23 protein-coding genes are annotated in these 23,314 nt (G+C 46.0%); 18 read left to right on the forward strand and 5 right to left on the reverse strand.

The annotated features are described in order from the left end of the window. Positions 1 to 152: 152 nt before the first annotated feature. Positions 153 to 1,637 carry a class I adenylate-forming enzyme family protein gene (locus tag NR125_RS22250; RefSeq protein ID WP_256816139.1) on the reverse strand — a complete coding sequence of 495 codons (1,485 nt, stop codon included), beginning with the start codon at positions 1,635 to 1,637 and terminating at the stop codon, positions 153 to 155. Between the two features lie 29 nt (positions 1,638 to 1,666). Then, positions 1,667 to 2,056, reverse strand: coding sequence for a MerR family DNA-binding protein (locus tag NR125_RS22255; protein WP_256816140.1), 390 nt, complete (start codon positions 2,054 to 2,056; stop codon positions 1,667 to 1,669). A gap of 92 nt (positions 2,057 to 2,148) precedes the next feature. On the opposite strand from NR125_RS22255, the gene NR125_RS22260 reads away from it, so the two are divergent. Further along, positions 2,149 to 3,762 carry an acyl-CoA dehydrogenase family protein gene (locus NR125_RS22260; protein WP_256816141.1) on the forward strand — a complete coding sequence of 538 codons (1,614 nt, stop codon included), beginning with the start codon at positions 2,149 to 2,151 and terminating at the stop codon, positions 3,760 to 3,762. A gap of 97 nt (positions 3,763 to 3,859) precedes the next feature. Here NR125_RS22260 and NR125_RS22265 read toward each other — a convergent pair whose 3' ends face one another. After that, entirely contained in the window at positions 3,860 to 4,114 is a 255-nt protein-coding gene (locus NR125_RS22265; RefSeq protein WP_019379354.1) for a DUF3949 domain-containing protein, read from the reverse strand. A 137-nt stretch (positions 4,115 to 4,251) separates the two neighbouring features. Between NR125_RS22265 and NR125_RS22270 the strand changes: the two genes are divergently transcribed. Both NR125_RS22270 and NR125_RS22275 read left to right on the forward strand, forming a co-directional pair. After that, positions 4,252 to 4,623: a hypothetical protein gene (locus NR125_RS22270; protein ID WP_256816142.1), complete on the forward strand. Its 372-nt coding sequence runs from the start codon at positions 4,252 to 4,254 to the stop codon at positions 4,621 to 4,623. Positions 4,624 to 4,786: 163 nt separating this feature from the next. Then, positions 4,787 to 5,548: a MerR family transcriptional regulator gene (locus NR125_RS22275; RefSeq protein ID WP_009335094.1), complete on the forward strand. Its 762-nt coding sequence runs from the start codon at positions 4,787 to 4,789 to the stop codon at positions 5,546 to 5,548. 46 nt (positions 5,549 to 5,594) lie between these two features. Here NR125_RS22275 and NR125_RS22280 read toward each other — a convergent pair whose 3' ends face one another. Continuing rightward, a complete protein-coding gene (locus tag NR125_RS22280; RefSeq protein WP_256816143.1) occupies positions 5,595 to 5,915 on the reverse strand; it encodes a hypothetical protein in 321 nt (106 codons plus the stop codon). Between the two features lie 149 nt (positions 5,916 to 6,064). On the opposite strand from NR125_RS22280, the gene NR125_RS22285 reads away from it, so the two are divergent. Further along, positions 6,065 to 6,619 (forward strand): CBO0543 family protein, encoded by a 555-nt coding sequence (locus tag NR125_RS22285; protein WP_009335093.1) that lies wholly within the window; start codon positions 6,065 to 6,067, stop codon positions 6,617 to 6,619. Positions 6,620 to 7,036: 417 nt separating this feature from the next. On the opposite strand, the gene NR125_RS22290 is transcribed toward NR125_RS22285, so the two are convergent. Beyond that, a complete protein-coding gene (locus NR125_RS22290) occupies positions 7,037 to 10,096 on the reverse strand; it encodes an efflux RND transporter permease subunit (protein ID WP_256816144.1) in 3,060 nt (1,019 codons plus the stop codon). Positions 10,097 to 10,799: 703 nt separating this feature from the next. On the opposite strand from NR125_RS22290, the gene NR125_RS22295 reads away from it, so the two are divergent. The 14 genes from NR125_RS22295 to NR125_RS22360 all read left to right on the forward strand — a co-directional run bounded on the left by NR125_RS22295 (position 10,800) and on the right by NR125_RS22360 (position 23,313). After that, positions 10,800 to 11,105 (forward strand): antibiotic biosynthesis monooxygenase family protein, encoded by a 306-nt coding sequence (locus NR125_RS22295; protein ID WP_009335090.1) that lies wholly within the window; start codon positions 10,800 to 10,802, stop codon positions 11,103 to 11,105. Continuing rightward, positions 11,102 to 11,467 (forward strand): globin family protein, encoded by a 366-nt coding sequence (locus NR125_RS22300; protein ID WP_019382658.1) that lies wholly within the window; start codon positions 11,102 to 11,104, stop codon positions 11,465 to 11,467. The genes NR125_RS22295 and NR125_RS22300 overlap by 4 nt, the downstream gene beginning before the upstream one ends. Before the next feature lies 1 nt (position 11,468). Further along, positions 11,469 to 12,113, forward strand: coding sequence for a cobalamin B12-binding domain-containing protein (locus tag NR125_RS22305; RefSeq protein WP_019382657.1), 645 nt, complete (start codon positions 11,469 to 11,471; stop codon positions 12,111 to 12,113). After that, positions 12,100 to 12,885, forward strand: a complete 786-nt coding sequence (locus tag NR125_RS22310) for an STAS domain-containing protein (RefSeq protein ID WP_256816145.1) — start codon at positions 12,100 to 12,102, stop codon at positions 12,883 to 12,885. Before NR125_RS22305 ends, NR125_RS22310 begins: the two co-directional genes overlap by 14 nt. A 105-nt stretch (positions 12,886 to 12,990) precedes the next feature. Further along, positions 12,991 to 14,196, forward strand: coding sequence for a benzoate/H(+) symporter BenE family transporter (locus tag NR125_RS22315; RefSeq protein WP_019382655.1), 1,206 nt, complete (start codon positions 12,991 to 12,993; stop codon positions 14,194 to 14,196). 56 nt (positions 14,197 to 14,252) lie between these two features. Next, positions 14,253 to 14,636 carry a MazG nucleotide pyrophosphohydrolase domain-containing protein gene (locus NR125_RS22320; RefSeq protein WP_009335085.1) on the forward strand — a complete coding sequence of 128 codons (384 nt, stop codon included), beginning with the start codon at positions 14,253 to 14,255 and terminating at the stop codon, positions 14,634 to 14,636. A gap of 72 nt (positions 14,637 to 14,708) precedes the next feature. Continuing rightward, on the forward strand, positions 14,709 to 16,295 hold the full coding sequence (locus NR125_RS22325; protein WP_256816146.1) for a helix-turn-helix domain-containing protein: 1,587 nt from the start codon (positions 14,709 to 14,711) through the stop codon (positions 16,293 to 16,295). Positions 16,296 to 16,403: 108 nt separating this feature from the next. Further along, the gene (locus tag NR125_RS22330; protein WP_256816147.1) at positions 16,404 to 17,900 is read left to right on the forward strand and encodes an aldehyde dehydrogenase family protein; all 1,497 of its coding nucleotides are present in this window, start codon (positions 16,404 to 16,406) and stop codon (positions 17,898 to 17,900) included. 11 nt (positions 17,901 to 17,911) lie between these two features. Further along, positions 17,912 to 18,772, forward strand: coding sequence for an NAD(P)-dependent oxidoreductase (locus NR125_RS22335; RefSeq protein WP_009335082.1), 861 nt, complete (start codon positions 17,912 to 17,914; stop codon positions 18,770 to 18,772). Between the two features lie 26 nt (positions 18,773 to 18,798). Next, on the forward strand, positions 18,799 to 19,620 hold the full coding sequence (locus NR125_RS22340) for a DUF3100 domain-containing protein (RefSeq protein ID WP_009335081.1): 822 nt from the start codon (positions 18,799 to 18,801) through the stop codon (positions 19,618 to 19,620). Then, complete coding sequence (locus NR125_RS22345) at positions 19,613 to 20,065, forward strand: hypothetical protein (RefSeq protein WP_009335080.1); 453 nt, start codon at positions 19,613 to 19,615, stop codon at positions 20,063 to 20,065. Before NR125_RS22340 ends, NR125_RS22345 begins: the two co-directional genes overlap by 8 nt. Positions 20,066 to 20,259: 194 nt before the next feature. Continuing rightward, positions 20,260 to 21,543, forward strand: a complete 1,284-nt coding sequence (locus NR125_RS22350; RefSeq protein WP_256816148.1) for a M20 family metallo-hydrolase — start codon at positions 20,260 to 20,262, stop codon at positions 21,541 to 21,543. Positions 21,544 to 21,561: 18 nt separating this feature from the next. Further along, complete coding sequence (locus tag NR125_RS22355) at positions 21,562 to 22,059, forward strand: GNAT family N-acetyltransferase (protein WP_009335078.1); 498 nt, start codon at positions 21,562 to 21,564, stop codon at positions 22,057 to 22,059. 237 nt (positions 22,060 to 22,296) lie between these two features. Further along, the gene (locus tag NR125_RS22360; RefSeq protein WP_009335077.1) at positions 22,297 to 23,313 is read left to right on the forward strand and encodes a TAXI family TRAP transporter solute-binding subunit; all 1,017 of its coding nucleotides are present in this window, start codon (positions 22,297 to 22,299) and stop codon (positions 23,311 to 23,313) included. The last annotated feature ends 1 nt before the right edge of the window (position 23,314 follow it).

Raw genomic sequence — 23,314 nt, forward strand, 5'->3', positions numbered from 1 at the left:
ATGAAGCCGAAAAAGGCATCTGAGCCAGAAAAATGGTCTCCATGAAGCTCTCATGAAGCCGAAAAAGGAGCCAGAGCCAGAAAAACGGCCGCCATAAATCCTCCATAAAAAAAGAACCAGGCGCCTTCCTAAGCTCCTGATCCCCAATACAATTAAGCATGCACCAATTTTACCTGCTGCTTCAAAATCTTCCCGCTCGCATTCCGCGGCAATTCATCCACAAAGGAATATATCCGCGGACATTTAAACTCAGCCAGATGTTCAGCCGCAAATGCGCGCAATTCCTCTTCTGAAGCATCTCCCTTCAGCACGACAACAGCCTTAACGGTTTCGCCCCATTCTTCATGCGGCACACCGACCACACAGGATTCCAAAACCGCGTCATGCTTCGCGAGTACTTCTTCGACTTCACGCGGATAAATGTTGACGCCGCCCGAGATGATGACATCTTTTTTACGGTCGACGATGTAAAAGTAGCCATCCTTATCCCGATAGGCAATATCGCCAGTATAGAGCCAGCCATCCTTCATCGCGGCATTTGTTTCATCCGGGTTATTGTCATACCCCAGCATGAGGCTGTCACCTGTCAGAAGAATCTCGCCGTATTCATTGGGAGCCGTATCGGTGCCATCCGGACGGACGACCCGGATTTCCATATTAACCGTCGGATTTTTGCCGATGCTTCCCGCCTTTTCCAGATGCTCTTCCGGATATAATAAAATTCCATTCGGGCCCGCTTCCGTCAACCCGTAAACCTGATAAAAGTTTTCGTTCTGAAATGCTTTTTTTACATGATGATAGGAGGCAAGTGCCAGCGGACCGCCGCCATATGCAAAAACACGCATGCTGGATAAATCATAAGAAGCCAAATCCGGATCCTTTGCCGCAAGCAAATAGGCAACCGGAGCCGCAAATGAGAAGGTCGTCTTTTCCTGCTGAATCCAGTTCAGGAACCCTTTAGGCGTAAAGTCCCCAATTACATGAGAGGCGCCGCAGTAAAACCCGCTCATGAAAAAAGTATTCAAAGGAGCAGAGTGGGAGAGCGGCATTAGGGTAAGCATGGAATCACAATGCGATAAGCTGAAATTAACCGAAACCGCGGCGGCAATCGAAAGTATGCGTTCATGGTTAAACACAACTCCCTTTGGCGTACCGGTTGTTCCGGATGTAAAAAGAATCTCGCAGACATCCCGTGAATCAATTGGCACATCAAGATTGCCGTCAGAAAGATGAACTGAAGCCTCAACCGCATCCTGAATCGAAACATAGAAATTCAAATTGTCTTTTAATGCTGTCACCGTTTCAGTAAGCTCATCCTCATACAGAACCCCTGCAGCACTCGCGTTTTGAAAAATAGCCCCCAATTCCTTCGGTGTCAGACGGACATTCATCGGCATTGGAATGGCGCCGATCTTCATGCAGGCAAAAAAAGCATAAAAGAAGTGCTCATTATTGCGGGACATCACTGCAATCCGGTCACCCCGCCGGATACCTTCACCCTGAAGATATCGTGCCAGTCTGTTGCATGTACGGTTCATGTCTGCGTAAGTAAGGCGGTTCGACGCCGTAATAAAGGCGTCCTTTTCAGGAAACTTCCTTGCATTTCTCTCCAATACTCCGTGAATCGTTGCTCCCACTTAGCTCAGCCCCTTTTAAATGAATAATTTTATGTTTTCACCCGGCTGTTTTCATACTTTTCTTTGTAAGTCAGAATGTCTTCCCGCAGCATCTGCAGCTGCATGATCTGCTCTTCAATTTCCTTTAGCTTGCTGTCAGCGAATGCAATAATCCTGCTTTTTTCCGCTTCACCTTCCGGATTTAATTCATAAAGATCAATCATTTCCTTGATTTCCTGAAGGCTGAAGCCTAGTTTTTTTCCGCGCAGAATCATCTTCAGCCGCCGGCGCTCACGATTCGTATAGCTGCGCTGTTTAGTCATGCTGTCACGGTTTTCCGAAGTCAGCATGCCAATTTCCTCGTAATAGCGGATCGTCCTTGAGCTGATGTCAAACATCGTCGCAAGCTCGCTGATGGTGAAAATCTTTTCTGCTGTCATTATGTATCCTCCTAGTTGACGTTAACGTTAGCTTGGTTTTATAATAATTCTGAAAATTAGTATTTGTCAATCAAAAAAGGAGTGATTTTTCCATGACGATAACTTCCCAGGACCAGCAGATAAGAGGAAAGAATTCATACACATTTGATGAATTTTTAGAGAAGCGCAGCAATCTGGATTGGTATAATGATGATCCATTTTTGCAAAAGGTCTTAAAGAAATATGCAGGCTCACAATATGAACAGATACATATTGAGCTGCAGCATTTTTCTCCTGCTGTTTCTTCCAGATGGAGCACCCTTGCAGAAAGAGCGGCAAGGCCGGAAGTCCGTCCGTATTTGCTTCATTTTGATGCCTTCAATCACCGCATTGACCGTGTCATCCGTCCAATGGAAACACATCAGCTGGAAAAAGAAGTGTTCAGTACAGGTCTCTTTTCAAGCAAAATGCCAGCCTGGGAAAGTTTTGCCAAGCGGATGCTGATACATCAGCTGGGGGAAGCCGGTGTCGCCTGCCCGCTGACATGCACAATTGGATTAATTGCACTCCTTGAACAATATCCGAATGAAGATATTCCAGAGCTGGAGCAAATTTTACAGCATACGAAAGAGGGGCTGGGTGGGGACTTTGCGATAGGGGCCCAATTCATGACAGAAATCCAGGGAGGATCGGATTTGCCTGCCAATGTACTTGAGGCTGTTCCAGATGGAAAAAACTATCGCCTCTACGGCAATAAATTTTTCTGTTCGGTTGCCCATGCCGACTATTCGGTGGTCACTGCGAAAATTTCCGGCACTGATAAAGTATCGACATTTATTGTTCCGTCCTGGCTTCCGGGAGATAAAGAAAAAGAAAAACGCAATGGGTATGAAATCAACCGGATCAAGTGGAAAATGGGAACGGCCGAGCTTCCGACAGGGGAATTCCTGTATAATGGGGCTCTTGCTTATCCGGTTGGCCCGGCAGGAAAAGGGGTGGCCGTTGCGGTCGGTATCGTCCTGACACTATCCCGCCTTGAAATTGGCATTGCCTGCACAGGATTCATGCTCCGGGCAGCACGTGAAGCCAGTCTGTATGGCAATTTCCGGACTGTTTTTGGCAAAAAGGTAAAAGATTATCCGCTATCAGCGAGAACACTGAAGAAAATTGAAAACGCTGCACACCGCACAGCGGCAGGCGCTTTTAAAATCTATGATCAATTCCTGCTTCTTGATCAGCCGCTGAATGCCGGTATTCCGGTTGATCAGCCAATTGAACTGAGAAAACAGCTGTTTAACCTGAGGGAGCTTGTGCTTCTGCAGAAAATCTGTGCAACAAACGAAGGAGCAGAGGTGCTGCGCGATGCCATCTCCGTCTTTGCCGGCCATGGCGTCATGGAGGAATTCTCCTCACTGCCGCGCATTTTCCGCGATATTGTCGTCAATGAACAGTGGGAAGGCCCGCGCAATCTGCTGCTGACGCAAATTTACCGCGATATTCAGAGAGTGACAGACTGGTATCCGCCAGCTGATTTTGTTGCGAACGTGCTGGAAGGTGCATCTCAGGCAACGATTGATCGATTTGCCGAGCAGCTGACAGATCTGCTCCAGCGACCGGTGTGCGGGGGAGTCAGCGAAGCTTCCATGGAAGCGGCTGAAGAATGGGATGTGTTCTGTGATTCCATTTTTAAAGCGTATCAGAAAATTGCGCTGGAAGAATTGCAGTAAAAAGAGAAGCCTGGCGGAAGCGCGCCAGGCTATTTGAGTACTTAATCGCGAAATTTTCAATATAAACGCGAAATCTAAATCTTATCCGGGAAACCGGTCAATGCTTAATCCGATAGATAACCGATGCCAGGAAATTAGCCAGAAAAAAAACCGGGTTTCCCTGAATGTTTTCATGCAGAACCAGTTCGCCTGCTCTCATATTGTCATACATTTCTCCCTGTCTTTTCCCCTTCGCCTTATTTTTGGCTTCTTCTTTTTTTATAGCGGTTAAATAGCGGTATTGCATCGGCAGGATCAGGAGAGATAGCAATACATAAAGTCCGAGTATTCCCCAAAAAATGTTTAAAAGCATCATGTCCCCTCCTATTTAATTCCATTTTACACCAAATCTTTTGTGTTTGTATTCAGGAACATATGTTCTTTGTTTATGCATAAATCTCCCTCTTCCAAAATAAGATGAAATATCATCCAAGAAAAGAGGCGATCCACATGATTACAAAAGAGATGCTGGTCCGTTTTGATGAGCTGAACCGCAGGAAGAAAGATTTGGAAGCCGAACTCGATAAACTTAAAGACATGTTCCACCAGTATTTCGATACAGCAGTGGGACAGAATGAAAAAGGAGAAGTGAAGATTGGCAGCTACAAATTGCAGAGGCAGATTAGAAGGACAGAAAAATTCGACCCCGCTCCAACTGTCAGCAAACTGGAGGAGCTGAATCTTCTCGACCTGATTCAAAAGCGACCTGATGAAGGGAAAATAAAATCCGCTGTGGATCTGGGATTGATTAAGGAGTCAGACCTGGAAGGATGCAGAATTTCCAAGACGACCGCAGCTCTCCTGATTAAAAAGCTGGATTAATCATTTTTTTATAAAAAGTGTTTGACCTTCACGCTGCGTAAAGGTGTATCGTAATAAACAGAAAGTACTTTCTAGATTTTTCAATGTCTAGCTGCAGCGCCTAACCAGTATTTTCGTCTTACTGTGCAAGGCGCTTCCGCTTTTCTTGAGAGGAGGCAATCGCATGGAATACACAGTGCAGAAGCTTGCGCAGATGGCCGGGGTCAGCTCGAGAACCCTCAGGTATTATGATGAAATTGGCATTCTTAAGCCGGCAAGAACCAATTCGTCAGGATACCGGATTTATGGCCAGCAGGAAGTTGACAGACTGCAGCAGATTCTGTTTTACAGAGAACTTGGCATCAGCCTTGATCAAATTAAGGAAATTATCTCAGCACCCGCTTTCGATGCTGCCGATGCACTGAAGGAGCACCGCGAGAAACTCCTTGAGAAAAGAAAGCAGCTCGATCTGCTTATTACGAATGTAGAAAAAACCATAGCGTCAGCTGAAGGGAGAACGACCATGTCAGACAAAGAGAAGTTTGAAGGATTCAAAAAGAAAATGATTGAAGATAATGAGGAACAATACGGAAAAGAAATCCGTGAGAAATATGGTGATGAGACGGTTGATAAATCCAATGCCAAACTCATGAACATGACCCAGGAGGAGCATGAGGCCGTAACGAAACTGGCTGAAGAGGTGAACACTGCTCTAGCCGAAGCCATGCAAACTGGCGATCCGGCAGGCGAGCTTGCACAAAAAGCAGCCGATCTGCACAAGCAGTGGATCACTTTCTACTGGAGTGAATACAGCAAAGAGGCCCACGCCGGTCTTGCGGAAATGTATGTGGCAGATGAAAGGTTTAAAGCCTATTATGATAAAATTCGCCCAGGTGCGGCCGAGTTTTTAAGAGATGCGATTAACATTTATACTGGACAGCAATAGAAATGAAAGCGGCTGGCTCTGCCAGCTGCTTTTTTGTGTGAAAACTTTATGCGGGGATCATTGCGTTATTCTGCATTATGATTGCGCCGTTCGCCCAGTAAAATGCGTCAACATCACCATTAAATGCGCCATCATACCAGATATGCGCCGCTTCATCCAATATGTGCGCCGACCCGCAACGTGATAGTGCCGTTCGCCCAGTAAAATGCGTCAACATCACCAGTAAATGCGCAATCATGCCAGATATGCGCCGCTTCATCCAATATGTGCGCCGACCCGCAACTTCCGCCCAATTAAATGCGTATGCATCACTTGTAATTGTGCCATCACACCAAATATATGCCGATTCAATCAACAATTGCGCCATCCCCACCATAATTGCGCCCGCCAGCAGAATATTTATGCAATCCCACTAACCCGCCAATATTTCACTAAAACCATCGGCTTACTGTATGTAACTCACTGCATGGGGAAAGATGAATAACATGATACCAACTCGGGCAGGCAGGTGATGAGATGAGCCGCATTCCTTCATATAAAGATGAGCAAAACCTAAGGGAAAAGTTAAGAGATGTTTCTTTTGAGCATTGGCTGAATGAGGATTTGTTCAGCTTTAATTGGTGGCTGCTGCTGGCTGCGAGCATTTTGCCGTTTTTTATTTGGTGGAGGCTGGTGGATAAGGGCCGGTTCTTTGAAATACTTGCTTTCGGGCTGCTATGTGCAATCTTCGCCTGTTTTCTTGATGTTGTAGGATTGAACTTTATTTTGTGGGGATATCCGGATAAGCTGTTCCATTTTATTCCGCCGTTAGTGCCTGCAGATTTTGTGGTGATACCCATATCGGGAATGCTGATTTATCAGTATTTTAATACGTGGAAAAGCTATGCAGCTGCAGCGGTAGGCCTTGGAATCCTGTTTGCTTATATCTTTGAACCGTTATTCAGCTTTTTGAATATGTTTGTCCTTATCAATTGGAAGCACACCTATTCCTTCATCGGTTTTATCATCTTTTTTCTTGGCGTCCGCCTCTTAATGGTTTCCTTAAAGCGTGCGGCAGAAAAAATAAAGTAAGCGGTCAGCAAAGCTGGCCGCTGTTTTACTGGATTAATAGTCATATCTATGGGAACATTTTTTACAGCAGCAAAAATGCAGGTGTTCGAATGAGCATTTCTTGCAAGGGCAATGATGAATTTCCGGTGAGCATTTTTGGCAGGAGCATCTTTTATGCTCATCAGAGCATTTTTTACAGGGACAGTGAGGTTTAAAATCACTCGTGCATTTCTTACAGCCGTGATGTTCATGTTTGTCCTTCTTTTTGCAGCAGACTTTCTTCTTATAATAATATTCTTCAACACAATATTGGCACATGGGATTCACTCCTTTCTCTCCTACTAATATATGAAGGAAAAAACAGAAGGAAAGAGCCCTTGTCCATAGTGCTTGAAAATCCGCAAAAGCCCCCTCAGTATTTGAGGGGGCGGAAGTATGTTAATTAATGGTCTCAGGAATCACTTTAACATCGCTGCTTTTCTTTTCTTGCTTTTTCTTCAGCCAGCCAAAGCGGAGGCTGGATGTGGTGAACAAGCGGTAAACCGCCGGGATCAGCAGCAGCGTGATAAAGGTCGCAAACAGCAGGCCGGAAATAATGACCGTTGCCATTGGCGCCTGATAGTTGCCGGAAGTTCCCGATGCAAGGGCAAGGGGCAGCATTCCGCCAACCGTTGTCAGGGTAGTCATGAATATCGGCCGGATCCGGTTTTTGCCTGCTTCCAGAAGGGCCACTTCAACAGAGAAGCCTTCCAGGCGGAGCTGATTCGTACGGTCGATCAGCAGGATGGCGTTATTGAGCACAATCCCAATCAGCATCACAATTCCCATTCCTGACATTACGCTAAGCTCCATCTGTGTCAGAAACAAACCGAGAATGACCCCGACGATGGTCATCGGAATGACAGACATGACGATCAGCGGATGGCCAAGGTGGTTAAATTGGACAGCCATCACCAGGTACACAAGGAAAATCGCAATTGCTAAAACAAACACCATATCCATGATTAATTCCTGCTGCTGTTCAAGATCCCCGGCAGCTGCCACGCTATAGCCAGCAGGTGCATCAAAATCATTGATCAGCTTTTGGACATCCCGGTTCACGGCACCAAGGTCCTTGCCTTCAATATCAGCAGAAATGGAGATGAAGCGCTCCCCGTCATGATGGGAAATTTCATTTGGTGTATCTACACTCTTCAATTCAATAAAGGAAGATAATGCTTTCTCGCCCTGGGCAGTTGGAACCTTTAAATCCAGAAGATCTGACCTGGAATCTGTCTTCTCAGCCCATTTCAAGGCAAGCGGCACATTTTCTTCATTCATGGACATTTCCCCGACAGGCATTTCCATGAACGCCTGCTCAATAAACTGCCTGATTTGCAGCTGGGTTAAGCCTGCCGTTTCAATCGCTTCTTCTTTTAATACAACAACCTGCTCCTCAGACGTACGCTCCATTGAGTTGGTCACACCGACGATGCCGTCAATCTTTTCGAGCTCCTCAGAAAAATCACCGGTAAGCTTCTGCAGATCTGCAAAATCTTCGCCCGTAATATTCACCTGGACCGGTGATCCGCCGCCAGCCGACATCGCACTCTGGACATTTTTAACCGGAAGGGAATCCGATAGGCTGCGAAGTTGCTTCATAATATCTTCATTGACATCTTTTTGCTCTCTTGAAATGTCATCGCCTTTTGTCATATTGATGATTGCATAGAACATGCCGCCGCTGTCCATGACATAATTGGACTCTACATCTTCAATCGACTGCAGTTTCTGATTGATTCCTTGAGCGATGTCTTCTTTATCTTCAACAGAAATACCTGTTTCCAGGTCAACCATCAGCTCTGTGTAGCGGTTAAACATATCCGGCATAATCGTCATCGGAATTTTCGTCACAAGCGTTAATGAACCGGCAAACATCAGGAAGAAAATCGCAATGACTGCAAAACTGTACCGCTTTTTCCGGATGGTCCAGGCCACAATCCGGCTATAAAGGCGCATAATCGGCCCTTCTTTGCGCTCCTTCTTCGGCTTGGGCAGTTTCAGCAATTTTTCTGAAAGCGAAGGGATCAAAGTAAACGAGACAATAACCGAACTGATGAGTGTAATGGCTACAACTGCAGACAGCATGATCATGAATGTACCCACATCGCCGCCAATGAGGCCGATCGGCAGGAATACCACGATCGTAGTGAGCATCGAAGCAATAACTGCTGATGAAACCTCTTTCGTTCCTTCCAAAACGGACTCAAGCCTGCCAAGTCCCTGTTCCTTTTTTCGATAGATGGATTCAATGATGACAATCGAAGAATCCACCATCATCCCGATCCCCAGGCCAAGCCCAATCAGGGTCAGGATATTAAAGCTGTAATCAAAAACCCACATCGCCGTAAACGTCAGAAGGATGGAAGTGGGGATCGACAGTCCGATGATAAAGGTGGCCCTTACATTCCTCAAAAAGATTAAAAGAATGGCAATGGCAATGACGCCGCCGGTTAAAATGTTGCCGGTCACGCCATCAATTGATTCCTGCACATAATCTGCCTGTGCCACCATTTCGTTCAGCTCAAAGCCTTTTACCAGCCCGTCTTCGCGGATGTTTTTCACTTCATCGCGGACCGCAGCTGCCATTTCAATTTGTGTGGCATTAGCAGCACGGCCAACCTGGACAAAGATGAAATCCTTTGTTCCGTTTTTCCAGACGAACGATGAGCTTTCAATCGGCTGAAATTGAACATCTGCAACATCTTTCAAATCAACAAATCCATTTGGTGATGGGATTTTAATATTCTGTACATCCTCCACATTTTCGAGCTTCGTATTCCAGCGGAGGGAAGGAGAGCTGGCATCCCTGCTGAGTTCTCCCAGTGTGGCTTCGCTGTTAACCTGCTGAATCGCACCAATCACAGCTGTAGAATCCAGCCCTTTTTCAGCCAATTTGCTGCGGTCCAGTTCAATGATTACCTCGTGCTCCTGAACTCCTGCAAGCGATACGTCGCGGACTTCCGGCATTGCTTCCAGGCGCGGTTCAAGAACCTTTTTGGCAAAAGCGGTCATATCCTCCATGCTGCCGCCGGATACATCCATATAGAATTCATAGCTTTGCGTGGTCCCATACTGCCCTGAAGTAACATCCGTGATCGCGGCATTCTCACCTTTAGCGGCGTTTGCAGCCGTTTCTACTTCTTTAAAAAGTTCATCGCCCCGACCCTGTTCAAACGTAATTTGAAGTGAGCTCCGTCCAATCGCCGATGTGGAGTCAACCGATTCTACTCCCTCAATCCCCCTGATTTGCTGCTCCAGGGGGTTGGTTATCGATCGCTCCACTTCAATAGCTGCCATTTCACCGGCATTGACCTCCACATAAGCGCCATCCATCGTTACCGGCGGCATCAGCTCTTTATCCAATTCGATAATGGAAAAGCTGCCGATGGCCAAAATCAGCACCGTCATAAGGGCAACCAAAATCTTTCTCTGCACAATCATTTTTAATAATTTCATAAACAGTCTCCTTACTCCCTAATAGTGAAAATTTGCACCCAAGACCTATTTATACAGAGGAAAATAGGTATTAATAACTGCTCTTTCTTTAATTTTCCAATAATTCGACCGACCTAATTCGGCAAAATATGATCTTGTTTGCAGGAAAAACTTAACAATTCTTACAAATACTATCTTAACCGGGATTAACTCGAGTCATAACGAGCCAGAGACATATCTTGGCATCGGGCTTGAGGCTGAGAAGAAGGGGGATTAAGGACGAAAAGTGGGGAGAGGAGAGAAGATGGTAGTTAATCATCCGGATTAACGACGAAAACGTGGAGAGAGTAGAGAAAATGGTAGCTAATCAACCGGATCAACGACGAAAACGTGGAGAGAGTAGAGAAAATGGTAGCTAATCAAGCGGATTACGACGAAAACGTGGAGAGAGGTAGAAAAATGGTAGCTAATCAACCGGATTAACGACGAAAACGTGGAGAGAGTAGAGAAAATGGTAGCTAATCAACCGGATTATAGAGGAAAATGTGGAGAGCAGCGAGAAAATGCTAGTTAATCATCCAAAATAACGACGAAAAAGCTTCAGTTATTCCTCCAGCAAACAAAAAACTTCAGCCATTCCCTATAACCCTTCCAAAATGACAATCCCAATCAGTATGTTATACTGAAAAAAAAACAGAAAACTCCCAAGTTTGGAGGAGAGTTCATGTATACAGTCTTTTCAACATTTGACGTACCCGACGAAAAGTCGGAGGAAGTCATTAGCATATATAAAAATCGCTCGCGGTCGGTCGATCAGGCGGAGGGGTTTATCGATTTTCTGCTGCTGCAGAATGATAAGCGCCCTGGCGAACTGACGGTGCAGCTCATCTTTGATACAAAGGAAAATTATTTAAATTGGGTTCGCAGCGAGGATTTTAAGAGAATCCATGATTTAGAGAAAAAGTATCCGGATCAGGAACTGGCAGCAGTGGTTCCAAAAGTTTCGCAATTCAAGGTGGTGGCTAAGTGAGCTTTGAAAAGATCGTAAACCATGTAACCGAAAAGATCTATGAACGCGAGCCTTTCCTGCTGGAGCGGTTTGGCGAACAAGGAAAAGAGAAGTGCCGCGAAGATAACCATCATCATATGAAGCATCTCGAGACAGCGTATGAGCTGAACCAATCTGCTTTTTTCACTGATTATGCCGTATGGCTTGATGGCATTTTAAAGAAGCATGGGATGAATACCCGGCATCTGATCGACAATTTCGAAATCATTCAGGCTGTGCTGGCTGAAGATAACGATTCTCCTGAAAAGGCAGAGAGATTCCATCTTTATCTGGCGGAAGCCATTGCTGTTTTGAAAGGTGAACCTGTTAAGGGAGGAGTGTAAGATGAACCACGCTGAAACACTCGCTTCCTTATTGCTTCAAGGTGATTCTGCGAAAGTTTGGGAGAACATTCAAAAGCAACCGCAGCTATCGCGCCTTGAAGTTTATCAAAATCTGATTACACCTGCGATGCAGCACATCGGCCACCTATGGGAGACGAATCAAATCACTGTGGCAGATGAACATCTGGCAACAGCAACATGTGATTTTGTCCTCTCAAAGCTCGCATACCGGCAGGAAAAAAGACAATCAAACCAAAAAGCCATGTTTCTCTGCCTGGATGGGGAACAGCATTATATTGGCCTGAAAATGGTCAACAGCCTTTTTGAAGAGCACGGCTGGGAGACAAAGTACTTTGGCCCGAGCCTTCCTTTGGAATATGCACTGAAAACGGCAAAGGACTGGAAGCCGAGTGTAATCGGTCTATCGGTCAGCATCGTCTATCACCTGCCGAAGCTGAAGGAATATGCCGAAGCCTTTGCCAAGCTGACGCATAAGCCGGCTGTTCTTCTTGGCGGGCGCTTAGCCGGGAAGTATGACCTGCTTCCTTATTGCTCCGATCATACGGTCATTCTAAAGGATTTGCCGGAAACAAAGGAATGGCTGCAAAACAATGAAGCGGGAGGACAGCAAAATGCAATATTTTGATCAGCCGCTTCCGCTTGCGTTTTTAAAAGCTGACAGGAACGGAAAAATAGTAAGCTACTCTGGCATAGCACGGGAAAGCTTTGACCTGAGCGAGGGGCATTTAAAAGGAATCATCGATGAGGAAAGCATAGAAAAGCTGATTCAGTACAGCTGGGAGCCTGGGCTGGATCCTGTGAAGCTGGAACTGAATATGAAGACCAGGGAAACACCGCTATCTTTATTTGAGGTCCATATTCAATGGGACAGCGAGGATTATGCCAATATGCTATTCTTGCCAAAAGACGGCTCTAATGAAAACTTGATGGATAAGCTGATGCAGCTGCAGCAGCGCCTGTCCTCAACAGACTTTGAACTTCTGGAGAAAAAAGAAGAGCTGGAGCAGGTGCTGATCCGCTTAAATCAGCTGTCCGGGCCGTTTATTCCGCTGTCGGAAACGCTCTGCATGATTCCTTTATTTGGGGATATTACAGCAGATAAAATAAACGTTATTTCCGAAAGCTGTCTCAAAGCCGTTTTTGCCGGCGAATATGAAGAAATTCTCTTTGATCTGACGGCGGTTGGGGAAATTGAAGGAAAAGGCATTGAGAAATTCACCCAGCTGCTTAAAACACTCAACTTCATGACAGGCAGCATCATCAAATTGATTGGCATTAAGCCAAACCTGGCAAAAGTGCTGAATACCTATAAGCTGGATGAATGGGTGCAGATCGATCAATCCCTGAAGCAAGTCTTAAATGTTTATTTTAATCGGAATGAGTTAGGGGCCTCTTAGGAGGTCCTTTTTTTGTCAAAACTTCTGAATGCGAAATAGTTTGACAATTACCTTATTTAAAATCATGATAGTAAGTAAAATAATCGGAAGTCGGGGGCAGGAAAAATGGGTTTGCCGAAGGAAAGGCATAGCGGATACAGTCAAGAAGTACAGAAGGGTTCGTTCTTAAGGGATCTGACAGCGGAAAACATTTCATCTGGAATCATTGCAAGCACACTGGTTATGACGGGGCCGGCCCTGATCATTTTACAGGCTGCGTCAGCAGGGGGATTTACTGATCAGCAGACGATTAACTGGATGTTTGCGGTTTATTTTTTCGGGGGTGTATACAGCATCCTCCTGCCGCTTCTATATAGGATTCCCATTACAGGAGGGCATTCGATTACTGGAGCGGCCTTTTTGGCGACTGTGACTGCCCAATATTCGTATCCGGAACTGATAGGCGGGTATGTGATGTCCGGGCTGCTGATTTTTCTGGTTGGCATTTCAGGGCTGTTTACAAAAATCATTGGCTGGGTGCCGAAAGAAGTCATCGCATCCATGCTTGGCGGATTGGTTGCCGGCTATGTCGTGAAGCTCGTACCGGCCATCCAGGAAATGCCTGTTATCGGGGGAGCGGCTTTAATCAGTTTTCTGCTTTTTACGAGATATGTGAAGAAGTTCCCGCCTGTGCTCGCGGCCGTCGCGATTGCCTTTGCGGTATTGTATTTGACAGCTGATTTAAATCCGGCTAAGGAGATTGCTTATTTCCTGCCATCTATTCAAGTACCGGAATTCAGCTGGATGGGGTTTGTGACGATTGCCCTGCCGCTTGCGATGCTGATATTGAGCAATGACGCTGCGCCAGGAATTGGGGCACTGGAAAGTGAGGATTTCAAGCCGCCTATTCGTAAAATCGTCTCGTCAAGCGGCGCCTTCTCCATAATCACCAGCTTCTTTGGCGGCCAGTGTGCCAATATCGCCGGCATGATGAGCGCCATCTGTGCCGGGCCGGATTCAGGGCCTAAGGAAAAGCGGTATATGGGAGCTGTTGTTTCAGGTGCTATTACGATTGTTTTTGGCATATTTGCCTGGAAAATCGTGCCCTTTATCCAATCGCTTCCGCAGGCCTTCGTTTCATTGCTGGCCGGGTTCGCTCTGATCGGCGTCCTGCATTCCAGCCTGCAAATGGGCTTCTCCGAAAACCGCTACCGGCTAAGCGCGCTCGCAGCCTTCATCGTCACTTTGTCAGGCATAAGCTTTCTCCATATCAGCGCACCCGTTTGGGGACTCATTGCCGGGGCGGTATTGGCCCGGACAATAGAAAGATAAGTGGTTGACAGGCACCACCCGAAATCTGGCGAATATATCGAAGAGGTGTTAATAGATTGAAAGAATTGCAAAGCTTTATGAGAGAGTATCAAAAAGAGATGGGCTGGGAGATCAGCGATGAGAATTATGCCAGGAGCCGCGATTCCCTATTAAATAACTATATGCTGCTGACAACCGAAGTAGCGGAGGTTGCTGAAGAGCTGCGCAAGGCCTTTAACCTTGTCCGCGAATATGCCGAAGAAGGAATGGATGAAGAACTGGCCTTTCAATTAGCTAGTGATCAAGTAAAAGAAGAACTTGGCAAAGAACTCGCAGACTGCCTGGCCTATCTGATTAAATTCTATAACTTCTTTGGCATTGACTTGGAGGAGAGTTTTTACGGGAAAATGGATGAAGTCAGGAAAAGAAGGAATAAGGATGGGAGTTTGGCAGAAAAATAGATAGTTTGCAGCAATATAGATTGTAATGTCCTTGAGTGAATTTCACGAAACTTATTAGATAGGAGAACAGCCATGACCATCATGCAGGACAAAATCACAAGCCTTCTGGAAATAAACCGCAGTTTAACCCAGTCTCTTGACCTGGAGGAGATTCTAAAGAGGCTGGTGCAAGCTGCCTTTGATTTAGTAGACCATGCTGACACGACCATTCTTTACACGTTAAAGGAAGATGGATTATTGCATTTTTCCAGCGGGGTTGGGGTGGAGACAGGCTTTATGAGCCAGGTGAAGTTTGAGTCTGGTGAATCCTTGACGGGACAGGTATTTCTGACTAAAAAGGGCGTCATTGCATCAGGACCTGAGTTCAGGGAGCATATGAGCCGTATGTCTGAGACAAATTATGTTCATTTTTTTAATGGAGTCTACCGGCGTGAAGTAAAGAGCGGTATCGTTGTCCCATTGGTTTATAAGGAGAATTGCATCGGTGTGCTTGTGGTGGATAACTTCGACAAGGATGTACAGTTTACTGAAGCTGACTTTCAAGTGCTGGAGGTGGTGGCAGACCAGGCGGCTATTGCCATCATGAACTCGAAGCTTTACGAAGAAGTAAGGCGGAAAAATGAGGAACTGAGCCAATCCCTTGATATCCACCGGAAATTTACGAAGATTCTGCTGGAGGGAAGGGGGACTTCGTATATCCTGGATACCATCAGTCACATTTTGGGCTCCCCTGTCATCTTTGCAGAGTCACCAATAAATCCATCCAGTTCTTTTCCGATTATAAACTCCAACGAGCTTTTCGGATATTTCCTTCTTGATGGGCCGGTTGAACGTTTGACGAATATCCAGAAGGCTGCTCTTGAGCATGCTTCAACGGCTTTGTCACTGGAGTTTGTCAGGCAGAATACGCTTTTTGAAAAGGAAATGCACCTAAGGGAAGAGGCCTTTCATGATTTGATCAATGGCGGACGCCTGAATGCAAGGATTCTGGAAAAGTTCCGCATGAATGAGAAAAGCAGCATCGCTTGTATGATGGTGGACTGCAAGTCTGGTTTTTTATGGGATGCAGCCTCCATCCTTCAAAAAGAAAAACTCATCCGCTCGATTGAGCAGATCATCATGAAATACTGTGAAACCTCAATCGTTTTTACGAAATCAAACCAAATCATTGCACTTCTAGTGAATGGTCGAAAACGGTATGACCAGTCTCTAGCTGATGATATTCAGAGAAAAGTGAGCAGAGCTGTCATTGGTTTGGGCAGAGAGGTTGCTTTAACAGATATGACAGATACTTATCAGGAAGCTGCCGAGGCTTTATCATTTGCCAAAAACCATCAGCACAAAACCTACATCACTTATTCTGAGCTTGGTGCTGAAAGACTGTGGCTCAACACCGACCGCAGCTTGCTGAATAAATTTGTCTCCGATAAAATAGGCTCTCTTTTAAAAATGGAGCCTGAATACTTAAAAACGATGCAAGCCTTTCTGGCAAATAATCAAAGCCATAAACAAACAGCAGAAGAGATGCATATTCATCCCAATACCCTTGCCTACCGGCTTAAAAAAATCGAGAGTGAACTGCAGCTGGATTTTTCCCGGAAAGAAGATTGGATTACAGTGGTCCTGGCATTCCAGGTCTTTGATTTTTTAAACCCATAATTGGTGCTAGTCACAAAGAAAAGAAGGATTATTTGGCTGTTGGCACATGTACATCGAATATTCAAAATATTATAATAACCTAAACTTGTTATGATAAGGAGAGATTGGATGAGTACAGAGGTTAATAGCCAGAAAACAGTGGCCGTCAATGCCGGTGCAGAAACTTTTTACAATTATATTGGCGGGGAATGGGTACCTTCAGTGACAGGGGAAACGTATCCGAGTGTGAACCCAGCCAATACAGATGAGGTACTGGGTTACTTTCAGAAATCGAATGAGATTGATGTGCAAAAAGCAATCGAGAGTGCAAAGAGGGCTTTTCCCGAATGGAAAAATACATCTCCAATCAGCCGGGGGGACATCCTTTTTAAACTGATTTTTCTCATCCAGCAGGAAAAAGAGGAATTAGCAGAAATCATTACGAAGGAAGTCGGCAAAACGATCGGGGCAGCCCGAAAGGAAGTGGATGCAACGGTTCAGGCTCTGAAGCATTTCAGCGGCGAGGCGAATCGGATTTCAGGTGAAACCGTGCCTGCGATTGATCCGAAAACCTTTGCCTGCACGATACAGGAGCCGCTGGGAGTGGTGGCTGTTGTTATGCCATTTAATTTTCCGCTCGGAATCGCCATTTATAAAATTGCACCTTCCATGCTGGCTGGAAATACGATCATCTATAAGGCTGCAAGCGATACGTCTCTAATCGCAGTGAAGGTAGTCGAGCTGTTTGAAAAGGCTGGAATGCCAGCGGGCGTGCTGAATATGATCACGGGCCCGGGTTCTGTCGTGGGAGAAGAGCTTGGAACCAATCCGGAAATTAAGGCAGTCTCGTTTACAGGCTCCTCCGATGTCGGCATCCATCTTGGCAAGCTTGTGACAGCCCATGGCGGAAAAATGCAGGCTGAAATGGGCGGGAAGAATGCGACAATTATTCTGGAGGATGCCAATCTGGAAGAGGCTGTCCAGAGCGTGGTCATCAGCGGGTTTTATAATAACGGCCAAAGCTGTACGGGAACCAGCCGCGTGATTGTGCCCCGGTCCATTTCACGAAAGGTCATTGAGCTGCTGGTTGAAAAAGCAAAGCAAGTAAAGGTTGGCGATGGGGTTCGGGAAGGAAATGACAACGGTGCGGTTGCGAATAAGCATCAAATGAATACGTATCTCCATTATGTGAATAGCGCCATCGAAGAAGGAGCGGTGCTCGAATATGGCGGAAAGCAGCTGACAGATGGCGATATGGCGAAGGGCTATTTCGTCGCTCCGACTGTTTTCAGTAAGGTTACGAAGGATTTTACAATCGCCCAGGAAGAGATTTTCGGGCCGGTTGTGGCTGTGATGGAAGTGGATTCTTACGAAGAGGCGATTGAGCTTGCAAATGATACGGAATTTGGCTTGTCATCCGCCATTTTTACAAATGACCTTCAGAAGGCATTCGATTTTGTCCGGAAAATTGAAACAGGGGTCACGCATGTGAATATCCCATCCAACCATTATGAAAACCAGCTCCCGTTTGGCGGCAAAAAAACATCCAGCATTGGGCCGCGTGAACAGGGCAGCACCGCATTGGATTTCTGGCTTGATACAAAAACAGTTTATATAAAACCTTGAGGAGGGAGAGGATGAAAAACATAGGAGTAATTGGCTGCGGGGCCATGGGAAAGGGTATTGTGAAAAATTTAATCAAAAACGGGTATAAGGTGTTTGCTTATGATCCAAGTCAGGATGCACTGGCGAAATGCGAGACGCTGGGGGCCATTCCCCAGCCTTCTCCATTCGAGGCAGCAAGACAGGCGGATCTAGTAATTTCTTCATTGCCTGGACCAAGTATTGTGAGAGATGTTATGATGGGTGGAAGCGGAGTCTTTCCTGCTTTAAAGCCTCACAGTTTCGTGCTGGATATGAGCACCATTGACCCAAAAACAGCCCAGGAGTTGAATCAGGCTGCAAAGGAGCAAGGCATCCATTTTTATGACTGTCCGTTAAGCGGGGGACCTAAGGGTGCTGATGCCGGTACGCTGACCATAATGGTTGGGGGAGACGATAGATATTTGCCGGACATTCGCCCGGTCCTGGAGAGCGTAGGAAAGGATATCTTTCTGCTCGGCCCTTCAGGATCAGGCCAGGTGGCAAAGCTGTGCCATAATATGCTGGTTGCATTAACGACTGCAGGCCTGGGGGAGGTCCTTGCAGTGGGCGAGAAAGCAGGTGTCAGCCGGTCTCAGCTGGCGGAAGTCATTCAAAGCGGGTCTGCGCATAATCGCGTGCTGACCGTATTCGGTGAAAATATCCTTCAGGATACATACGAGAATGTGCTGTTCAGCCTGGAGCACATGAATAAGGATATTCACTTATACAAAGACACAGCTGAATTTTATAGCGAAGATTCTCCTTTGGGCCAGCTGGTGTGCGATATCTATGAAAAGGCGATGGAGCAAGGGAAGGGCAAGCTTGATTCTTCCGCCGTGTGCGGATCTATCTAGTAATCTTTTAATCCAGGGGGGAGAACATGAAAAACGAAAAGACAGAAATTTTAAAAGATTGGCGCTTGCATGCCGTTGTGCTGGTTCTGGTTGCGGCCACCGAAGCGATTGGACAGATCAGCTTTAAAGTAGGCGCAGGGGTTATTCTGCTGCTGCCTATGCTTTATGCTTTTTTCCTGGGGCTGGGTCTTTATTTCACTCCGCTTATTAAGGAAAAACAGGCTAAAAATGCAGAGCCCCTCATCGTGCTTGGGGTTACTCTTTTAATTGCGAAAATTGGCGTAACAATTGGGCCGCAAATCGAGGCAATCATTGCGGCAGGGCCATCATTATTGCTGCAGGAACTTGGTAACTTGGGAACGATCTTATTTGCACTGCCAGTGGCCATTTTTCTTGGCTTTAAAAGAGAAGCCATTGGCATGACCCACTCGATTGGCCGGGAGCCGAACGTCGGGCTGATTATGAATAAATACGGATTTGATTCGCCAGAAGGCAGAGGAGTAATGGCAATTTATATTTTCGGTACTGTGTTTGGTGCTGCCTTCCTGGGATTGATTTCCGGATTTCTGGCCACCATTACCCCGCTCCATCCGCTGTCTTTCGCGATGGCATCAGGGGTGGGAAGCGGCAGCATGATGGCTGCTGCCAGTGGATCGCTTGTCGCTGCCTTCCCTGAAATGGAGGCGCAGATTGTTGCCTTCGCAGGCGCCAGTAACCTGCTTTCACTTTCTACAGGGCTGTATGCAAGTATTTTCATTGGATTGCCTCTTACTGAAAAGCTGTACAGCATCATGATGAAGCGTAAAGAGAAAAAGGCTGCGGAAAAAGGGGGAGATATCCATGCTTAAAAACATAACAGAGTGGTTCCTGATTTTAGGCATATTCGGTCTTTCGGCGCTGATAGGCAACTGGGTAGGCTACGATATCCTGCCGTCTGCAGCCATTCCAGGCATGCTTGTATTAATTGTCATCAGTGTGCTCGGGCTGATTCTTGAAAAAGTGCTGCCAGGCAATATCCCGAGCGTCGGATATATCGGGATTATCGGAATCATCGTTTCCATTCCAGGAGTACCAGGATCTGAATATGTTGTCGAATGGACAACCCAGGTCAATATTTTGGCTCTTGCTACCCCAATTCTGGCTTATGCAGGCATCTCAATCGGAAAGAACTGGGCTGATTTTTCCAAGCTGGGCTGGAGAAGCATTATTGTTGCAGTCTTCGTGTTTTTCGGAACCTTCATCGGATCTGCAGTTATTGCTGAGATTATTTTACGTATGCAGGGAATTATTTAATGAATTGCGGCCTGGCAGGCTGATATCTGCCGGGCTTTTTGCTCTGCATCTGTCATTTTTTAGCACTGCCTCAAAATATATCGGTCAAAAATGCCATTTTATCGGCCGGTTTTCCGATATATCGGTTACTTCGCGTTCCATCAACAATCTATTAATCTCACAGAGAAAAAAACAAATAAGAAAGAGTGAATAGCATGAACCTTTATGGACAGTTAATAAAAGATTATGACCAGGAACTAACCCACTCAGGTGTAAACGGTGAAAGATTGGCCTCAAGACTTGATGAGCTTTCAAGGATAGGCCTCTTGGATAGCGGCGGGGTGACACGCCCAGGCTATTCTGCCGAAGAGAAAGAAGCAAAAGAGCTAGTAATCAAGTGGATGAAAAACGCTGGTCTTACTGTGACGGCAGATGGAGCAGGAAATGTATTCGGCAGATTGGAAGGAAACACGGAAGGACCTTCAATCGCTTCGGGTTCCCATGTTGACAGTGTTCCAAATGGAGGGCACTTTGATGGGCCATTGGGTGTTCTTTCGGCTTTGGAGGTCGTAGAGTCATGGAAAGAAACAGGATACATACCAGAGAAGCCGTATGAGGTTGTGATTTTCTCAGATGAAGAGGGTTCGAGATTCAAGAGCAGCTTAACAGGCAGCCGGGCATTTATGGGTCAACTGAAGCCGGAAGAAATGGATAGCCTGCGGGATGAGAATGGCAAATCGTTTCGCGACGTATTGAACGAATATGGAAGCAGTGCGGAAGCGTGCTTAAAGGCAGGAGAAAACAGACGTGAAATCGAAACCTTTGTGGAAGTCCATATTGAGCAAGGGAAGGTGCTGGAAAGAGAGAATCAGCCAGTTGGAGTGGTAAAAGGCATTGCAGGGCCAGCCTCGCTGGAGGTTACCTTTACAGGAGAAGCTGGACATGCAGGAAATACGCCGATGGCTGGACGAAAAGATCCGCTGGTGGCTGCCTCATTGTTTGTAGCTACCATTGAGAAATTTCCAAAGCAGGTCAGTGATACAGCTGTTGCCACTGTCGGCAAGCTGAACGTGCATCCAAATGGTTTCAATGTCATTGCCCAGAAAGTAATACTAACGGTTGATATCAGGGATATTTTTGAAGAAACCCGGGATCAGCTGCTTGATCAAATTAAGACCAAAGCGGTGAAAATAGCAGAGGAACGAAGTATTGATGTGCAAATGAAGCTGAATGCCAAAATCAAACCTCTGCCAATTCATGAAAGTCTGCAGGCAGGTATAGCAGAATCCCTGACTAAGTTCAATATTAATCCTGTTTACATTCCGAGCGGAGCCGGCCATGACACGATGATCGTCGGCACGGAAATGCCAGCCGCCATGCTGTTCGTCCGCAGCAGGGATGGCATCAGTCACAATCCGCGGGAATGGACATCATTAAATGACTGTGTACATGGTGTACATGTTTTGAAAGATTTTGTTGAAGGGCTTATGAAAAAATAGTAAAAAGGAGAAATCCCCATGATTATCCGCCATATAAAACCAGCAGACGCCGAGGCGCTGGCCGGCCTGATCACACAAGCAGAAAACGAATCAGACTACATGCTTTTCGAGCCAGGTGAAAGGAAGACCTCAGCCGAGGCACAAGGAAAAAGAATTGAAGCCATTCAAAAAGAAGATCATTCGACCATCATCGTCGCGGAAAAAGATAGCCGATTGATCGGCTTTGTAATGGCAATTGGCGGTGCGGCAAGGAGAAATAAGCACTCAGCCTATCTCGTTGCCGGTATCCTCAGCGAACACAGAGGCCAGGGCATCGGCACCAAGCTGTTTGAAGAGCTTGACCGCTGGGCGCGTAAACACGATATCCACAGGCTGGAACTTACAGTTGTTATCCGTAATCAGGCAGGAGTCGCCCTTTACAAAAAGGCGGGATTCCAGATTGAAGGCACTAAGAAACATTCGCTTTTGATAAACGGTGAATTTGTCGATGAATACTATATGGGTAAGCTGTTATAAAAGAAAGGCCATTTTCTGAACACAGAAAATGGGCCTTTCTTTTTTTTGTACTTCTGCCAGGTAAAATATCCTATTTTAACATTTAAAAACCCTGAAATATCAAGGGAAGGGCCCATAAAATTTCACGGAATAAAACAAAAAATCAGAATTTTAATTGAATTCTAATCCTGTAATCTTGTATACTTGTAATACAAGTTTGAAAAAGCGCTTACATTTCTAATGGAAAGGGAGGATTTTATGATTCAAAAAAAGTGGAAGATTATCATATCGGTTCTGACACTTGTTTTCATTGCCATTGTTGGCGTGCGGACAGCGGCCGAGAACAAGGATAAAAAGTTCGTATCCGTTGCCACCGCTTCAACAGGAGGTACATATTATCCGATTGGGGTTGGAATGGCTAATATTTGGAGCAGCCATTTAAAAGGAGAGAAAATCCAGGCGAGCGGCCAGTCTTCAGCCGGCTCCATTGAAAATATTGAACTGCTTCGTGAAGGGGAAGCACAGCTCGCCATTCTTCAGGGGTTAATTTCGTCCCAGGCCTATGCCGGTGATGGCTCCTTTGAAGGCAAGCGCTATGAGGATTTGCGCACGATCTCCATGCTCTGGCCAAATGTGGAGCATTTTGTGCTGATGAACAGCAAGATCGAAAGCGGAACTATCGACGATATAAAAGGAACGCAATTTTCTGTAGGGCCGCAGGCAAGCGGTACGGAGCAATCTACAGTCGTGATGATGGAAGGCCTTGCGCTCACGAAAAAGGATATTTCTCCTGAGTATCTTGGCTACAGTGACACGGTTTCCGCGATGCGCGACGGGAGATTGGATGGAGGTTCCCTTCCGGCAGGTATTCCGATTTCCGCTGTAACAGATATGTATGCAAGTAATGTGAAAGCATCGATTTTGGAAGTAACTGACGAGCAGCTGGATGCCATTAATGCAGTATCTGACAGCTGGTACCGCTATGTGATTCCTGGAGGAACATATCCGCGTATTGACGAAGATATCAACACCATTGCCCAGCCGAACCTTTTATCCACAACAAAAGAAATGGACGAAGAAACAATCTATGTTTTAACCAAAACGCTCTATGAAAATCTGGATGAAATGTATGAGGTTCATAGCTCTGCCAAGGAAATGACACTGGAAACCGCCCTTGATGGAGTATCTGTTCCATTGCATGCCGGAGCTTACAGATATTTTAAAGAAGCAGGTCTTGATATACCTGAAAATCTAATTCCGCCGGAAGCGAAATAAA

Source organism: Cytobacillus sp. Bac17, from assembly GCF_024519925.1.
Lineage (GTDB): Bacteria > Bacillota > Bacilli > Bacillales > Cytobacillaceae > Cytobacillus > Cytobacillus pseudoceanisediminis.

Excerpts from the sequence above, each read along its gene's own strand:
- NR125_RS22315 (WP_019382655.1), top strand. The coding sequence starts at position 12,991 with ATGGGTTTGCCGAAGGAAAGGCATAGCGGATACAGTCAAGAAGTACAG.
- NR125_RS22355 (WP_009335078.1), top strand. The coding sequence starts at position 21,562 with ATGATTATCCGCCATATAAAACCAGCAGACGCCGAGGCGCTGGCCGGC.
- NR125_RS22255 (WP_256816140.1), bottom strand. The coding sequence starts at position 2,056 with ATGACAGCAGAAAAGATTTTCACCATCAGCGAGCTTGCGACGATGTTT.
- NR125_RS22265 (WP_019379354.1), bottom strand. The coding sequence starts at position 4,114 with ATGCTTTTAAACATTTTTTGGGGAATACTCGGACTTTATGTATTGCTA.
- NR125_RS22335 (WP_009335082.1), top strand. The coding sequence starts at position 17,912 with ATGAAAAACATAGGAGTAATTGGCTGCGGGGCCATGGGAAAGGGTATT.
- NR125_RS22325 (WP_256816146.1), top strand. The coding sequence starts at position 14,709 with ATGACCATCATGCAGGACAAAATCACAAGCCTTCTGGAAATAAACCGC.
- NR125_RS22260 (WP_256816141.1), top strand. The coding sequence starts at position 2,149 with ATGACGATAACTTCCCAGGACCAGCAGATAAGAGGAAAGAATTCATAC.
- NR125_RS22345 (WP_009335080.1), top strand. The coding sequence starts at position 19,613 with ATGCTTAAAAACATAACAGAGTGGTTCCTGATTTTAGGCATATTCGGT.
- NR125_RS22340 (WP_009335081.1), top strand. The coding sequence starts at position 18,799 with ATGAAAAACGAAAAGACAGAAATTTTAAAAGATTGGCGCTTGCATGCC.
- NR125_RS22330 (WP_256816147.1), top strand. The coding sequence starts at position 16,404 with ATGAGTACAGAGGTTAATAGCCAGAAAACAGTGGCCGTCAATGCCGGT.
- NR125_RS22275 (WP_009335094.1), top strand. The coding sequence starts at position 4,787 with ATGGAATACACAGTGCAGAAGCTTGCGCAGATGGCCGGGGTCAGCTCG.
- NR125_RS22270 (WP_256816142.1), top strand. The coding sequence starts at position 4,252 with ATGATTACAAAAGAGATGCTGGTCCGTTTTGATGAGCTGAACCGCAGG.
- NR125_RS22285 (WP_009335093.1), top strand. The coding sequence starts at position 6,065 with ATGAGCCGCATTCCTTCATATAAAGATGAGCAAAACCTAAGGGAAAAG.
- NR125_RS22310 (WP_256816145.1), top strand. The coding sequence starts at position 12,100 with ATGCAATATTTTGATCAGCCGCTTCCGCTTGCGTTTTTAAAAGCTGAC.
- NR125_RS22295 (WP_009335090.1), top strand. The coding sequence starts at position 10,800 with ATGTATACAGTCTTTTCAACATTTGACGTACCCGACGAAAAGTCGGAG.
- NR125_RS22280 (WP_256816143.1), bottom strand. The coding sequence starts at position 5,915 with ATGGCGCAATTGTTGATTGAATCGGCATATATTTGGTGTGATGGCACA.
- NR125_RS22305 (WP_019382657.1), top strand. The coding sequence starts at position 11,469 with ATGAACCACGCTGAAACACTCGCTTCCTTATTGCTTCAAGGTGATTCT.
- NR125_RS22360 (WP_009335077.1), top strand. The coding sequence starts at position 22,297 with ATGATTCAAAAAAAGTGGAAGATTATCATATCGGTTCTGACACTTGTT.
- NR125_RS22350 (WP_256816148.1), top strand. The coding sequence starts at position 20,260 with ATGAACCTTTATGGACAGTTAATAAAAGATTATGACCAGGAACTAACC.
- NR125_RS22290 (WP_256816144.1), bottom strand. The coding sequence starts at position 10,096 with ATGAAATTATTAAAAATGATTGTGCAGAGAAAGATTTTGGTTGCCCTT.